The following is a 14,723-nucleotide window of genomic DNA, read 5'->3' on the forward strand; positions in this document are numbered from 1 at the left end:
TTCGGCATCTGATTTGACGTCAGTGTCGATGGCCAGATCAGTCGGCGTGGAGTAAACCGCGACGTACGTAGACGGTGATCCCGGCCCCATGCACATAGCCCACTCTGTGGCACGACTGAGGATCTCGCTCGTTTGGTGCAAGTTGATCACTGCCGGACTACCGCACGCGGCAGTGATCCACACGAAGCCCTTCTCAGATTGCAACGGTGACGACGCCGGCGCGACCGACGATGACGGGACTGCTGACGATGTGGTTGGTGTCGACGACACCGACGTGGATGCGGCTGAAGTTGAAGCGGCGGGAACCGCCTTTCCGCCCGTCTGCCCGCAGCCCGCCAGTGCTGTGGTGACGGCCAAACCCAGCCCAGTCAGCGACAATCTGACGGTTGAACGAGGTACACGAGCTTCCTTCACTACCGGAAGCCTAGTTGCGGGCGCTCGTCCGAAGTCTCCACAGTTTCTTCACAATCGCTGCCGGTAAGCCCCACAACCGGCGCATACAGTCGAAAACGTGAAGCGAATCCTGGTGGTCGACGACGAGCCGACCATCCTGTCCTCGGTGGCGACGCGGCTGCGCGCCGAATCCTTCCAGGTCGAGACGGCCGTCGACGGACCTTCGGCGGTGGCCGCGGCGGCCGCGACGCTGCCCGACCTGGTGGTGCTGGACGTCATGCTGCCCGGCTTCGACGGGCTGGAGGTGTGCCGGCGCATCCAGGCGGAGCGACCGGTGCCGGTGCTCATGTTGACCGCGCGCACCGACGAGACCGACATGCTGATCGGTCTGGGGATCGGGGCCGACGACTATCTGACCAAACCGTTCAGCATGCGCGAGCTGGTTGCGCGGGTGCGGGTGTTGCTGCGTCGCGTGGACCGGGCGACCGGAGACCAGCCGCTGTCGGTGGGGGAGTACCGCATCGATCTCGCTGAGCGTCGCGTGCATCAGGGCGACACCGAAATCCATCTCACCCGAACCGAATTCGATCTGCTGGCCTTCCTCGCCGGGCGTCCCCGGGCCGCGGTGGCGCGGGAGACTCTGCTGGAGCACGTCTGGGGCTGGGGGTCGGGAGCCGAGACCCGCACAGTCGACAGCCACGTCAAGGCGTTGCGCCGCAAGCTCGGTGCGGAACTGATCCGGACCGTCCACGGAGTTGGCTATGCCCTCGAGGTGCCGCGGTGAGCGCCCTTGGCGATCTGTGGGACCGGCTGCCCAGGCCGCTGGACCCGTTCGCGTCATTCAAAATCAAGATGGGACTGCTGGTGGGCGGGGCAATCCTGTTGGCTTCGTTCACCTTCTGGATCGGCGCGAGTTGGCAGTTCCGGTACGCGCTGCTGTCCGCACTGCTGACCTCACTGCTGTTCACCCAGTTTCTGGCGCACGGCATGACCTCTCCGCTGCGGCAGATGACCGCCGCCGCCCGCGCTATGGCCAAGGGTGACTACAGCATTCGGGTCCGCGCCACCTCGCGTGATGAAATCGGCCAACTGGCAACGGCATTCAATCAGATGGCAGCCGACCTCGGCGCCGCCGACGAGTACCGGCGCGGGCTGATCGGCAACGTATCCCACGAACTGCGCACGCCCATCACCGCATTGCAGGCGGTACTGGAGAACGTAGTGGACGGTGTGGTTGAGCCCGACGCGCCGACGATGCGGTTGGCGCTGTCGCAGACCGAGCGCCTCGGCGAGCTGGTGACCGATCTGCTGGACCTGTCCCGGCTCGAAGGTGGGGCAATTCCATTGCAGATCAGTCGGTTTGATGTAGACGCATTCCTGCGCGCGGCCGTCGAGCACGTTTCGGTGTCGGCCGGTGACGTGCCGGTGGTGGTCGAGGCGTCACCGCCGGGGCTGACGGCACTGGCCGATCCGGCACGGTTACGACAGGTGGTGGTCAACCTGGTGGACAACGCGATTCGGCACAGCCCGGCCGGCGGCAGAGTGACGGTGCGCGCGACGCGCGATGCCACGGGGTTGCGGCTCGAGGTGGCCGATCAAGGGCCGGGTATCGCGCCGGCCGAGAGCGAGCGAGTCTTCGAACGATTCACCCGCGGCGCCACCTCGGACGGCGGCACCGGGCTGGGCTTGGCGATCGCCCGGTGGGCGGTCGAGTTGCACGGCGGAGCGATCGACGTGGTGGAGACGAACGTGGGATGCCGCTTCAGGGTGAGCATTCCGGAACAAGAGGAGCGGTCCGCATGACGATGCTGATGGGATATCCAGGGCAGCCGGTGATTCCGCCGCTGATCGGACCGGTGCTGCCGCGGCGCGGTGAGCCCGGCTGGACGATGTTGCCGCGGCGGGTCTGGCCGATCAGCCCGCTGGCCGCAGCGCCGCACCGGGTCGTCCTGCTCGCCGCGGTGGCCGGTCTGCTCGGCACCGCGCTGTGGCGGCCGTCGGCGCTGAGCATCGGTTACCTGGTTGTCGGCGTGATGGTGTTCGCCGTGGTGTACGGCACCGCGGAGCGCCGGCCGACGCGCACCGAGTGGGTCGGGATGGCGCTGACCCTGGCGTTGCTCGCGGTGCCCGCGCTGTTGGCGGCCGACTGGCTGGGCGTGCTGTGCATCATGGCGGCCTGGATCGTCGGATGGTGCACGCTCTTCGGTGGGCGCACCTGGACCGCGGTCCTGACCGCGCCGTTCCTGGCGTGGGCGCTGCCGGTTCGCGTCCTCGGTTGGGCGCGCCGCGGAGTATCGGGTCGGGTCGGTATCGCCAACCCGCTTCGCGTTGCCGCCGTCATCGGGCTCACCGTGCTGCTGACGGTGGTGTTCGGCGCGCTGTTCGCCTCGGCAGACGCGGCCTTCGCGCATCTGGTGGGCAAGCTGGTGCCGCGGTTCGACGGTGTCGACGTCGTCGCCCGCATCGTGGTCTTCGGCATGGTGGCGGGCTTCGTCCTCGGGGGTTCTTACTTGACGCGGTTCGCGCCGCGGCTGGATATCCTCGCGCCTAAACCGATGAAGCCGCTGCCGCGCTGGGAGTGGGCGGTGCCGCTGGGGGTGCTCGACGCACTGTTCATCGCGTTCGTGGCGGTGCAGGCCGCGGTGCTGTTCGGCGGTCACACCCACGTGCTGGAAACCGAGGGGCTGACCTACGCCGAGTACGCGCGGCAGGGCTTCTGGCAGTTGCTGTGGGTATCGGCGCTGACCCTGTTGGTGCTCAGCGGGGTGATTCGCGTGGCGGGCCGCGTGACCGCCGGCGACCGACGCGTGCTTCGGCTATTGGCCGGAATTCTTTGTGCCACTTCGGTTGTCGTGGTCGTTTCGGCGATCCACCGGATGTGGCTGTATCAGCAGGCGTACGGATTCAGCACCGACCGGTTGATGGTGATCACCATCGAACTCTGGTTGGGTGCGGTGTTCCTACTGGTCGCCGTTGCGGGGGTGCGGATGTCGGGGCGCTGGCTACCGCACGCGGTGCTGGCCGCCGGCGTGGTGGCACTGCTGGGGCTGGCGGCACTCAATCCCGAGCGACTCGTCGCCGATCGCAACATCGACCGCTTCGAGCAGACCGGCCAATTCGACGCCGAGTACCTGTCCCGGCTGTCGTCGGACATCGATCCGGCACTACACCGATTGCCCGAACGTCTCCGCGCGTGCGTGCGAGCAGACCGCGCGCACGACGACCCGTGGTACCTGTTCAACCTGTCCCGGTCGAACGCGGACAGACCGGTCGGGACCGACCTGCCCGACTACTGCGATCAGTACTGGTCATCCCGCTACTAGCGGATCGCCGAACGTGAGCAAGATGGCGAGGTTTCCGTGATTTTTCGCCATCTTCTTCACGTTGGGCGGTACAAGTGCACAGTGGTGACAGTCACTAGCCACCACAATCGACCTAACAAGCGCTTGGTTGCTATGCTGTGGGGATGGCGTCTGAACCGCTCAGCCAACCCGCGAGCAGGCGCGACGAGCTTCTCGTGCTCGCCGCGGCGATGTTCGCTGAGCGCGGGCTGAAGGCAACCACTGTCCGGGACATCGCGGACTCGGCAGGCATCCTGTCAGGCAGTCTCTACCATCACTTCAAATCGAAGGAACAGATGGTCGAAGAGGTCATGCGGGACTTCCTCGATTGGCTGTTCACCCGGTACGAGCAGATCATCGCCACCGAGCCCGACCCGCTGGCCCGCTTCAAAGGCCTTTTCATGGCGTCCTTCGACGCCATCGAGCACCGGCACGCGCAGGTCGTCATCTACCAGGACGAGGCCAAGCGGCTGGGCATCCTGCCGCAGTTCGGCTTCGTCGACGAGCGCAATCGCGAGCAGCGCAAGATGTGGGTCGAGGTCCTGAAGCAGGGGATGGCGGAAGGCGTTTTCCGGTCCGATCTGAACGTCGACCTGGTGTATCGGTTCATCCGCGACACCACGTGGGTCTCGGTGCGCTGGTACCAGCCGGGCGGCAAGCTGACCGCCGAGGACGTGGGTCGGCACTACCTGAACATTGTGCTCGGCGGTGTTGCGGTAACGCCGTAACACCTTGCCGCCAAATGAGTTTCACCCAAAGAAGGAGATGAGAAATGGCCGCATCTGAGGCGTACGTCATCGACGCTGTGCGCACCGCCGTCGGCAAGAAGGGTGGTGGCCTCTCCGGTTACCACCCGATCGACCTCGGCGTGGAGGCGTACCGCGGCATCTTCGCCCGCAATGACATCGACCCCGCTGCGTTCGACGACGTCATCGTCGGTTGCGTCGATGCCATCGGTGGGCAGGCCGGAAACATCGGCCGCCTCACCTGGCTGGCCGCCGGCTACGACGAGGGCGTCCCCGGCACCACCGTCGACCGGCAGTGCGGTTCCTCGCAGCAGGCCATTTCCTTTGGCGCGCAGGCCATCATGTCCGGCACCGCCGACCTGATCCTGGCCGCCGGTATCCAGAACATGAGCCAGATTCCGATCAGCTCGGCCATGATCGTCGGCGAGCAGTTCGGCTTCACCTCGCCGACCAACGAGTCGAAGCGCTGGGTGGAACGCTATGGCGACCAGGAGGTTTCGCAGTTCCGCGGCGCCGAGATGATCGCTGAGCAGTGGGACATCTCCCGCGAGGACATGGAGCTGTTTGCGTTCAACAGCCACCAGCGGGCGTTCACCGCGATCCGCGAGGGGCGCTTCGACAACGAGATCATCCCGATCGACGGCTTCAAGGTTGACGAGGGTCCGCGCGAAAGCACCCTGGAGAAGCTGGCCTCGCTGAAGGTGCTGGTCGAGGGTGGACGGCTGACCGCCGCGCTGGCCAGCCAAATCTCCGACGGCGCGTCGGCCACGCTGCTGGCCTCCGAGGCGGCGGTCAAGGCTCACGGCCTCAAGCCGCGGGCCCGGATCCACCACATCAGCTGCCGCGGCGACGACCCGGTGAAGATGCTGACCGGCCCGATCCCCGCGACCAAGTACGCGCTGGAGAAGACCGGCCTGACCATGGACGACATCGACGTCGTCGAGATCAACGAGGCCTTCGCGTCCGTCGTGCTGGCCTGGGCCAAGGAGCTCAACGTCGACCTGGCGAAGGTGAACCCCAACGGCGGCGGCATCGCGCTGGGCCACCCGCTCGGCGCCACCGGTGCCAAGCTGTTCGCCACCATGCTCAACGAGCTGGAGCGCACCGGCGGCCGCTACGGCCTGCAGACGATGTGTGAGGGCGGCGGCACCGCCAACGTCACCATCATCGAGCGCCTCTGATACCTGTGCCCGCAGGCACAAACTGCCCCTTTCCTTATGGAGAGGGGCAGTTTTGCGTCTGGCCAGATTGTTTACGCGTTCAGCTGACCGGGCATTCGGGAAGGATGTTCAAATCCGTCGTCGTCATGGCCGTGGCAGCTTTCCTCAGCGCAAGTGCCTGTTCGTCTGAGTCGCCGCCGCCGTCGAAGCCCACGTCCAGCACGAGTACGACGGTGACTTCGACGGAGATCATCCCCGGAGTTCCGGTCGGTCCATCGACGCCGCCGACGACACCGTCGACGCGCGCCAGCACCAGCACCGTCACGGTCACCGTGCCGCCGGCGCCGGTTGTTCCCGTCCCGCCCGGGGTAGGGCGCTGACTACGCGGGTCGGTGACCCAGCAGCGCGCCGATGGCCTGTTCGGCCTTGCCGACCTCCAGTGGTTCGCCGGTGATGATGTCGGCGTAGACGAACGACTCCACGATGCGCACGATGAGAAACGCGAGATCGCGCGACGGGAGTGGCGGGTCCAGCTGACCGGTCGTGATCTCGTCGTTGAGCAGCTCTTCGATCGCCGCGACCAACCTGCCTTGGAAGGTCCCGGCGCGGGTAGCCAGAATCCGCAGCGCACGTTCGGGTTCGCGCCGCAGGAAGGCCTGGAAGAACCCGGACTCGTCGATCACGGTGGCGTAGTGGCCGACGGCCCGCGCGATGTGTGCGGCGCCGTGCCCGGGTGCCGCGTCGATGGAGGCCCGCAGGGTGGGTTCGGCCAGCGACCACAGGATTTCGGCGAGCAGTTCGTCGCGGCCGCCGACCCAGCGGAACAGGGTGGCCCGATTGATGCCGAGTTCGGTTGCCAGTTCCTGCATTTCGATGCGGCGACCCTCGAGGAACCAGCGGCGCGCGATGCGGAACGCCTCGATCGGGTCGGGGCGTCGGTCGGCCGACGCGAGCATGCGTCCCAGCGGTGTCTCGGTGATGCCGCACCTCCTGTGTTGTCGCGGGCACCTCGCATCATGGTAGCCGTTGATGTTCGAGTGAGATATATCTCCATCAGTCTCGTATGTGCAACATATCTGGATATGATGCACGAGTGACCCAGAGCGCCGCAGCTTCGATCCTTGATCTGTTCCGCCTCGACGGCCGTGTCGCGGTCGTCACCGGTGCCTCGAGTGGCCTCGGCGTCGGGTTCGCGCAGGCACTGGCCCAGGCGGGCGCTGACGTCGTACTCGGTGCACGACGCGAAGATCGGCTCGCCGAGACCAAGGCGCTGGTGGAAGCCGCAGGTCGCAAGGCTGTCGCGGTGCGCACCGACGTCACCGACCCCGACGACTGCAAGGCACTGGTCCAGGCTGCCGTCGATTCCCTGGGGCGCGTCGACATTCTGGTGAACAATGCGGGAGTGGGCACTGCCGTCCCGGCGACGCGCGAAACGCCCGAGCAGTTCCGGTCGGTCATCGACCTGAACCTGAACGGGTGCTACTGGATGGCGCAAGCGTGCGCCGCGCACATGCGGCCGGGCAGCTCGATCATCAACGTCAGCAGCATCCTCGGCCTGACGACCGCCGGACTTCCGCAAGCCGCCTACGCATCGTCGAAGGCCGGGCTGATCGGCTTGACCCGCGACCTCGCGCAGCAATGGACGGGCCGCAAGGGCATCCGCGTCAACGCCCTCGCGCCGGGCTTCTTCGCCTCGGAGATGACCGAGCAGTACGAGGACGGCTACTTCGATACGACCATCCTGCCCCGGACCCTCGCCGGAAGGCTCGGGCGCACAGAGGAACTCAGCGCCGCCCTGATCTTCCTGGCCAGCGACGCCAGCAGCTACGTCACCGGAATCACCCTGCCCGTCGAGGGCGGACTGCTCACCAGCTGAGCTCAAAACCCATCAAGGAGAAGAACACTCGTGAAGCAGCTCAGCGGCCTCGACGCCACGTTCCTGTACCTGGAGACGCCGACGACGTTCGGTCACGTCAACGGGCTGATGATCTTCGAGCGGCCCAACGAAGAGTTCGACCCCTACGCCGCGGTGTACGCGAAGTTCGCGTCGCTGGTCGGTGAGCTCGCGCCGCTGCGGCGGCGGCTCGTGGAGGTGCCGCTCGGGCTGGACCATCCGTACTGGATCGATGACCCGAACTTCGACCTGGACTTCCACATCCGCGAAATCCATTTGGCGCGACCGGGAATGGTCGACCAGTTGGCCGACCAGGTGTCCCGCATCGTCGGGCGACCGATGGACCGCAGTAGGCCACTGTGGGAGGTGTACGTCATCGACGGGCTCGACACCGGGAACTGGGCGATGCTGACGAAGTACCACCACGCCACCATCGACGGCGCCGCCGGGCAGATCATGCTCAACGCCCTCACCGATACGGTGCCCGACGCAGCCCCGCCGGGACCGGGCCCCGATTGGGAAGCCGAAGCAGTGCCCGGCAGCATCGAACTCTTGCGGAAGGCCGTCATCAACCTGGCCGGTCATCCCGCCAAGGCGCTGCGGTTCCAGACGCGGCTGGTCGGTCAGCTCGCCGACGCGGCCGGCATCGACAGCGTCGGCAGCGCTGCGAGCAAGGCTGGCTCGGCCATCAAATCCCTTGCCCGCCTTGGCAAGGAAGACGGGCCGAAGATCCCGCTGCCGACCTCATCCGCGCCTCCCACGCCGTGGAACAAGACCATCACCGGACACCGGCGCTTCGCCATGCGCACAGCGTCGCTGGACAACGTCAAGCAGCTCAAGACGGCCACCGGTGGCACGGTCAACGACATCGTGATGGCGATCTGCGCAGGTGCTCTGCGCCAGTACCTCCTGGCTCACGACGCACTGCCCGACGGACCGTTGCGCGCCATGGTTCCGGTGTCGATCCGCACCGGTGACGAAGAGGACCCGTGGACCAATCGGGTTTCGGCGATCTTCCCCGAACTGCCGACCGACTGCGAGGACCCGCTCGATCGCGTGGCCCGCTGCCGCGAGGCGATGCTCGATGCGAAGCGACTGCTGGACCTCGTGCCCGCCAGTCAGCTCGGCGACATGGCGCAGGTCTCGGCCCCGGTGCTGTCGACGTCGGCGATGCGGCTGGCGTCCCGTTTCGGGCTGGCCCACCGGATTGCCGCTACGCCGTTCAACCTGGTGATCTCGAACGTGCCCGGTCCGCGCAAGCCGCTGTACTTCGCGGGGGCGCAGCTGGTCAATCAGTTCCCGGTGTCGATCGTCACCGAAGGACAGGGGCTCAACATCACCGTGGTGAGCTACCTGGACCGCCTGGACTTCGGCTTCATCGTTGACCGCGAACTGGTGCCCGACGTGTGGGACCTGGCGGACATGCACATCGAGGAGATCGGCCGGCTGATGGAGGCCAGCGGCGCAGAGTGGGCGCAGGAGCCGCAGCCCGCGGCACCGCGCCGCGGACCTGTCCGGGCGGTTCAGCCCGGCGACGCCTACTGACGGGCTCTACTGTTCAGGGCATGAGTGATCCGGGCGACGAGAGTCTCCTGACAGTCGTCGTCGCGCTCGGTGCCAATGCTCTGATCGCGGTGTCGAAAACCGCCGCGGCTGTCGTCACCGGGAGCGCCTCGATGCTCGCCGAGTCCGCGCATTCCTGGGCCGACACCGGCAACGAGGTGTTCCTGCTGATCGGCACCCGCAAGTCCGACAAGCCGGCCGACGCCGAGCATCGACTGGGCTACGGCAGAGCCGGATACATCTGGTCGATGTTCGCGGCCTTCGGGTTGTTCACCGTGGGCGCCGTGGTGTCGATCTGGCATGGCATCCAGTCACTGCACGGCGAGGCCGAGGCGACGTCCTACGGCTGGGCCTATGCGGTGCTCGCGGTCTCCTTCGTCTTGGAGGGGTCCTCGTTCCTGCAGGCGTTGTCGCAGACCAAGTCTGGCGCGCTGGAGCGACGAATCCATCCGCTGCGCTATATCCGCGTCACGTCGAACCCTATGCTGCGCGCGGTCTTCGCCGAGGACCTCTCGGCCCTCATCGGCCTGGTCATCGCGACGTGCGGCATCCTGGCGCATCAGCTCACCGGCAATGCGGTCTGGGATGCCATCGGCTCGATCCTGGTTGGTGTACTCCTCGGCGCTGTCGCGCTGTTTCTCATCGGGCGCAACATGGATTTCCTGACGGGGGAGAGTGTCACCCCGCTCGCCCGCAACAATGCACTGCGCGCCCTGCTGGACCATGAGGACATCGAGCGGGTCAGCTATCTGCACATGGAATGGGTTGGCGCGGATCGGATTTATCTCGTCGCGGCCGTCGACCTCGTCGGCGACGCGGCCGAATCGAACGTGGCCGCCCAGCTCAACCTCGTCGCCGACGCGTTGGCGGCCCGCCCCGAGATCGTGCGGGCCGTGCTGACGTTGACTCGCCCGGGTGACACCACGGATCTGCGCCCCGTCCAGTTGCCCGATTGGTATCGCTAGTCGGGGCTGATCGTTGCGCGGTGCGTGGTTGCGACCAACGCGCGCGCCAGCACCGAGCCGGGTTCGGCGGCGCTGGTGACGAGCGCGACCGTCGCCGTCACCTGGGGGTCGTCCAACGGCACCGTCCGCACTCCGTCCGGCGTTCGCAGCGTGTGCAGCCAGGTCTGCGGGATGATGCTCGCCCACCGGCCGCCGCTGACGTGGGCCAGCAGGGATACCACCGAATCGGCCTCGAGCCGTGGCGTCGCGGTCAAGTCGTGGGCGGACAGCGCGTCGTCGAGCAGCTGCCGGCCCCGCATCCCGGTGTTCAACAGACACAGTGGCAATTGGAGGGCGTCGGCCCACGTGACTGGATCGGCTTGGCCGGCAAGCAGTTCGGCGCCGGCGATGAGCACCTGTCGTTCCTCGTACAGCGGCGTCACCGTCAGGCCCGCGGTGTCGACGCCGTCGGGGTAGATGACTCCAGCGTCGAGCTCGAAGCGGCGGATGCGTTCGACGATGCCCGCCGAACGCAGGCTGCTCTCCAATTGCACTCGTACCAAAGGATGTTCGAGGCAGAATGGATCGGTCAGGAGCGCCACGGTGCCGGAGGCCGCAGGGATGACGCCGAGCCGCAGCTCGCCGGTCAGGCCGGTCTGCAACGCGGCGACCTCGTGGATGAGCGCGTCGTGATCGGCCAGAATCCGGCGCGCCCACAACACCAGCCGTTCACCTTCGGGTGTCAGGCCTTCGTAGTTCTGCCCGCGCCGCACCAGCGGAACCTTGAGCTCGTTCTCGAGCTTGCGGATCGCCTCGGACAGTGCCGGCTGCGACACGTAGCAGGCCGCAGCCGCCCGCGCGAAATGCTTCTCGCGGGCGAGCGCCACGAAATATTCGAGCTGACGGAAGAGCATGGACTATTCGACCACGTCTGATAGGCGGCGCCTATCAGACTCACGGAAATTGCCCTTGGACTCGGGTGTCCTCCGCCGAGCAGACTTGACCCTATGACCGACCGGAGCACTGAGCAGCGTACCGAGTCTGACGAGCACGGCGAACCTGAGTTCAAGCCCTATCATCATCCCGCCGCCGGCTGGGGCGCGGCGATCAGCGTCACGAAGTTCCTGGCCCGCGAGCGCGAGCCCATCAGTGGGCCGCACGCGATCATGAAGATGAACCACGAGGACGGCGGCTTCGACTGCCCCGGCTGTGCCTGGCCCGACGACATGAAGGGCCTCAAGCTCGACATCTGTGAGAACGGCATCAAGCACGTCACGTGGGAGATGACGCACAAGCGCTGCGGGCCGGAATTCTTTGCCCAGCACACGGTTTCGGAACTGGCGGAGTGGAGCGACTTCGCGCTCGAAGACACGGGCCGGCTCACTGAGCCGATGGTGTACGACGCCGCGACCGACCGGTACAAGCCCATCAGCTGGCGCGACGCTTTCGATCTCGTCGGCCGGGCCCTGGCCGATCTCGACGACCCGAACCAGGCGTCGTACTACACCTCGGGCCGGCTCGGTAACGAGGCGACGTTCCTCTATCAGCTGTTGGCCAGGGAGTTGGGGACCAACAATCTGCCCGACTGCTCCAACATGTGCCACGAGGCCAGCGGCCGCGCCATGCAGGCGTCGCTGGGCACCGGCAAGGGCACCGTCGATCTCGAAGACTGGGAGGCCGCGGACGCCCTGTTCGTCATCGGCGTCAACGCTGCCTCCAATGCGCCGCGTATGCTCACCGCGCTGTCGGAGGCCTACCGCCGCGGCGCGCAGATCGTGCACATCAACCCTCTCGTCGAGGCCGGTGCCACCAAGACCATCATCCCGCACGACTTCCTGCGGATGGCGACGTTCAAGTCCACCAAGACCAGCACGCTGAACCTGCAGCCCAGGATCGGCGGGGACATGGCCCTGATCCGTGGCATCGCCAAAGTTGTTCTGGAACAGTCGGAAACGGACCCGAAAGCGCTCGACATCGAGTTCATCGAGCGGTACACCACCGGGTTCGAGGCCTACCGGGCCGCGGTCGAGGCCACGTCGTGGGATGAGATCGTCTACAAGTCCGGGGTGTCGGAGCGCGATATCCGCAGGGCCGCCAAGATTTACCGCGACGCCGACCGCAGCATCATCAGCTGGTGCCTCGGTGTCACCCAGCACGAACACGGCGTCGACAGCGTCCGGGAGATCGTGAATCTGCTTCTGCTGCGCGGCAATCTGGGCCGTGAGGGTGCCGGCCCCTCGCCGGTGCGCGGCCACAGCAACGTGCAGGGCAACCGCACCTGCGGTATCGACCACCGGCCGGCCGAGGCCTTTCTGGAGCGGCTCGGCGAAGTCTGCGGTATCGATCCGCCGCGCGCGCACGGCCTCGACACCGTCCACACCATCGAGGGCATGCACACCGGCGACGTCAAGGTGTTCATCGGCATGGGCGGCAATTTCGCCAGCGCCGCACCCGACACCGCGTACACCTTCGAGGGGCTGCAGAAATGCGACCTCACCGTGCAGGTCAGCACAAAACTCAACCGCAGCCACGTGATTCACGGTCGGCAGGCCCTGATCCTGCCGTGCCTGGGCCGCACCGAGAAAGACCACCAGAAGGAGGGCATCCAGTCCACCTCGGTCGAGGACTCGATGAGCATGGTGCACCTGTCGGTCGGCATGAAGAAGCCGGCATCGCCGCACCTGCTGTCCGAGCCGGCGATCATTGCCGGTATCGCCGCGGCCGCGCTGCCGCAGAGCCAGACGCCGTGGCACTGGTACGTCGAGGACTACGACCGCATCCGCGACACCATGGCCAAGGTGCTCAACGGTTTTGAGGACTTCAACCGTCGGGTTCGACTGCCGCTGGGCTTCCGGATCAAGCAGCCCGCACGGGAGCTGATCTTCCTGACCCCGTCCGGCCGCGCCGAGTTCTCCGCGGTCGAGTTGCCCGACGACACCGTCAGCGAAGGCACCCTGATCCTGGCGACGCTGCGGTCGCACGATCAGTGGAACACCACCGTCTACTCCGACAACGACCGGTACCGCGGCATCAAGAACCTGCGCACGCTGATCTTCATGAACGAGCGGGACATGGGCGACCGCGGGATCAAAGAGTTCGACGACGTTGACATCGTCGCGACGGCGCGTGACGGCAGCGTCCGCTCGCTGCGCCGCTACAAGGCGGTGCCGTACGGCATCCCGCGCGGCAACGCAGCCGGGTACATGCCCGAGATGAATGTGCTGTGCGCCATCGGCGATTTCAGCACGCAGAGCGACCAGCCCATCATGAAGAACGTCAAGGTGACGGTGACGAAGTCGGCGGGAGGCTAGAAGCTTCTCGGCGCACCCGGGCTTCACACCCGGGGTGTTTTCAGGAGCGAAAACTTGTCGGTGCCTTCTGCTTTGATGGTGTCATGTCCACCGCTGCAACGGCTTTCGATGTTGAGGTGTCGCCGTGTGAGCGTATGGATGCGTTTTTCGATGAGATCGGTGAGTTGACTGGTCAGCGCAACGCGATCGATGCGCGGCTGGTGGAGATTGCGGCCGAGATCGATCGCGATGGGTTGTGGGGTGCGACCGGTGCCCGGTCGCTGACGTCGTTGGTGGCGTGGAAAACGGGTGTGTCGCCGCGTAATGCGGAGGTGATGGTGGCGGTCGCGCATCGGATCGAGGAGTTCCCGCGGTGCGCTGAGGCGATGCGTGAGGGTCGGTTGTCGTTGGATCAGGTCGGGGTGGTCGCCGAACACGCCGCGGACGGTTCTGATGAGCACTATGCCCAGTTCGCAGAAAGTGCGACCGTCACCCAGTTGCGTAAGGCCGTGAAGCTCGAGCCGCGCCCGGAGCCCGAGTCGGAGTCGAAGCCGGAACCTGAGCGGTCGATCAAGAAGACCACGCACGTTGACGGGTCGACGACGTACACGATTCGGTTGCCGAAGTTGGAGGCGGCGAAGGTCGATGCCGCGCTGGCCTCGCACCAGGATGCGTTGGTCGCGGACTGGAAACGTGACCACGAGAACGACGAGCGTGTGTCGGAGGCGGCGCCGCCGTTGCCGAATCAGGTGGACGGGTTCATGAGCCTGGTCGAGGCCGGGTGGGACAGTGACGTGCAACGGCGGCCGCACGGGCAGCACACCACCGTCGTGGTGCACCTGGACCTCGACCAGGACTCTGCCGCAGTGCATGTGGGGTCGGTGCTCACCGATGAGGAACGTCGGCTGTTGTTGTGTGATGCGACCTGCGAGGTGTGGCTGCAGCGGCATGGTCGGCCGATCGGTGCGGGCCGCAGCACCCGCACCATCAGCCGCCGGCTGCGCCGGGCGCTGGAGCATCGCGACCGCTGCTGTGTGGTTCCGGGGTGCGGGGCCACCCGGGGTTTGCATGCGCACCATGTCATTCATTGGGAGGACGGTGGCGTCACCGAACTCGGGAATTTGGTGTTGGTGTGCCCCTATCACCACCGGTTGCATCACCGCGGTGGCATCACCATCACCGGACCTGCCGACCGGCTGGTGGTGACCGACGCGGCAGGACGGCCCTTGAGCAACCGATCGCTGGCCCGGCCACCCACCACACCGCGACCTGATGTGCTGCCGTGCCCCGGCCCGACCGGGGAACGCGCCCAATGGTGGTGGTACCAACCATTCGAGCCACCACCAACACCGTCAACCAACTAGGCGGAGCGCCAACGGAACTGGCCACCCG

General features: G+C 66.4%; 13 protein-coding genes. 10 read left to right on the forward strand and 3 right to left on the reverse strand.

The window, feature by feature from the left end; translation table 11 throughout:
* Positions 1 to 511 precede the first annotated feature (511 nt).
* The 5 genes from ACNO8X_RS06475 (at position 512) to fadA6 (ending at position 5,661) form a co-directional block, all read left to right on the forward strand.
* Positions 512 to 1,177, forward strand: coding sequence for a response regulator transcription factor (locus tag ACNO8X_RS06475; protein WP_418004627.1), 666 nt, complete (start codon positions 512 to 514; stop codon positions 1,175 to 1,177).
* The gene (locus ACNO8X_RS06480) at positions 1,174 to 2,196 is read left to right on the forward strand and encodes an ATP-binding protein (protein WP_418004628.1); all 1,023 of its coding nucleotides are present in this window, start codon (positions 1,174 to 1,176) and stop codon (positions 2,194 to 2,196) included. The genes ACNO8X_RS06475 and ACNO8X_RS06480 overlap by 4 nt, the downstream gene beginning before the upstream one ends.
* A complete protein-coding gene (locus ACNO8X_RS06485) occupies positions 2,193 to 3,716 on the forward strand; it encodes a DUF4153 domain-containing protein (protein WP_418004629.1) in 1,524 nt (507 codons plus the stop codon). The genes ACNO8X_RS06480 and ACNO8X_RS06485 overlap by 4 nt, the downstream gene beginning before the upstream one ends.
* Before the next feature lie 143 nt (positions 3,717 to 3,859).
* A complete protein-coding gene (locus ACNO8X_RS06490; RefSeq protein WP_418004630.1) occupies positions 3,860 to 4,462 on the forward strand; it encodes a TetR/AcrR family transcriptional regulator in 603 nt (200 codons plus the stop codon).
* 44 nt (positions 4,463 to 4,506) lie between these two features.
* Positions 4,507 to 5,661 carry a steroid 3-ketoacyl-CoA thiolase FadA6 gene (gene fadA6 / locus ACNO8X_RS06495; RefSeq protein WP_418004631.1) on the forward strand — a complete coding sequence of 385 codons (1,155 nt, stop codon included), beginning with the start codon at positions 4,507 to 4,509 and terminating at the stop codon, positions 5,659 to 5,661.
* Positions 5,662 to 5,740: 79 nt separating this feature from the next.
* On the opposite strand, the gene ACNO8X_RS06500 is transcribed toward fadA6, so the two are convergent.
* A complete protein-coding gene (locus ACNO8X_RS06500) occupies positions 5,741 to 5,971 on the reverse strand; it encodes a hypothetical protein (protein ID WP_418004632.1) in 231 nt (76 codons plus the stop codon).
* Positions 5,972 to 6,020: 49 nt separating this feature from the next.
* Entirely contained in the window at positions 6,021 to 6,596 is a 576-nt protein-coding gene (locus tag ACNO8X_RS06505) for a QsdR family transcriptional regulator (RefSeq protein WP_418004633.1), read from the reverse strand.
* A gap of 107 nt (positions 6,597 to 6,703) precedes the next feature.
* Here ACNO8X_RS06505 and ACNO8X_RS06510 point away from each other — a divergent pair, with 107 nt between their 5' ends.
* The 3 genes from ACNO8X_RS06510 to ACNO8X_RS06520 are packed head-to-tail and all read left to right on the forward strand — an operon-like array spanning position 6,704 to position 10,062.
* Entirely contained in the window at positions 6,704 to 7,516 is an 813-nt protein-coding gene (locus ACNO8X_RS06510; protein ID WP_418004634.1) for an SDR family NAD(P)-dependent oxidoreductase, read from the forward strand.
* A 30-nt stretch (positions 7,517 to 7,546) separates the two neighbouring features.
* Entirely contained in the window at positions 7,547 to 9,079 is a 1,533-nt protein-coding gene (locus ACNO8X_RS06515; RefSeq protein ID WP_418004635.1) for a WS/DGAT/MGAT family O-acyltransferase, read from the forward strand.
* 20 nt (positions 9,080 to 9,099) lie between these two features.
* Entirely contained in the window at positions 9,100 to 10,062 is a 963-nt protein-coding gene (locus ACNO8X_RS06520; protein ID WP_418004636.1) for a cation diffusion facilitator family transporter, read from the forward strand.
* Here the strand turns inward: ACNO8X_RS06520 and ACNO8X_RS06525 are convergent.
* The gene (locus ACNO8X_RS06525; protein ID WP_418004637.1) at positions 10,059 to 10,955 is read right to left on the reverse strand and encodes a LysR family transcriptional regulator; all 897 of its coding nucleotides are present in this window, start codon (positions 10,953 to 10,955) and stop codon (positions 10,059 to 10,061) included. The two genes, ACNO8X_RS06520 and ACNO8X_RS06525, sit on opposite strands and share 4 nt — an antisense overlap.
* A 93-nt stretch (positions 10,956 to 11,048) precedes the next feature.
* Here ACNO8X_RS06525 and ACNO8X_RS06530 point away from each other — a divergent pair, with 93 nt between their 5' ends.
* Both ACNO8X_RS06530 and ACNO8X_RS06535 read left to right on the forward strand, forming a co-directional pair.
* Positions 11,049 to 13,352: an FdhF/YdeP family oxidoreductase gene (locus tag ACNO8X_RS06530; protein WP_418004638.1), complete on the forward strand. Its 2,304-nt coding sequence runs from the start codon at positions 11,049 to 11,051 to the stop codon at positions 13,350 to 13,352.
* 83 nt (positions 13,353 to 13,435) lie between these two features.
* Complete coding sequence (locus tag ACNO8X_RS06535) at positions 13,436 to 14,695, forward strand: HNH endonuclease signature motif containing protein (protein ID WP_418004639.1); 1,260 nt, start codon at positions 13,436 to 13,438, stop codon at positions 14,693 to 14,695.
* Positions 14,696 to 14,723 lie beyond the last annotated feature (28 nt).

The sequence above is a fragment of the Mycobacterium sp. PDNC021 genome, assembly GCF_048282635.1.
Classification (GTDB): domain Bacteria; phylum Actinomycetota; class Actinomycetes; order Mycobacteriales; family Mycobacteriaceae; genus Mycobacterium; species Mycobacterium llatzerense.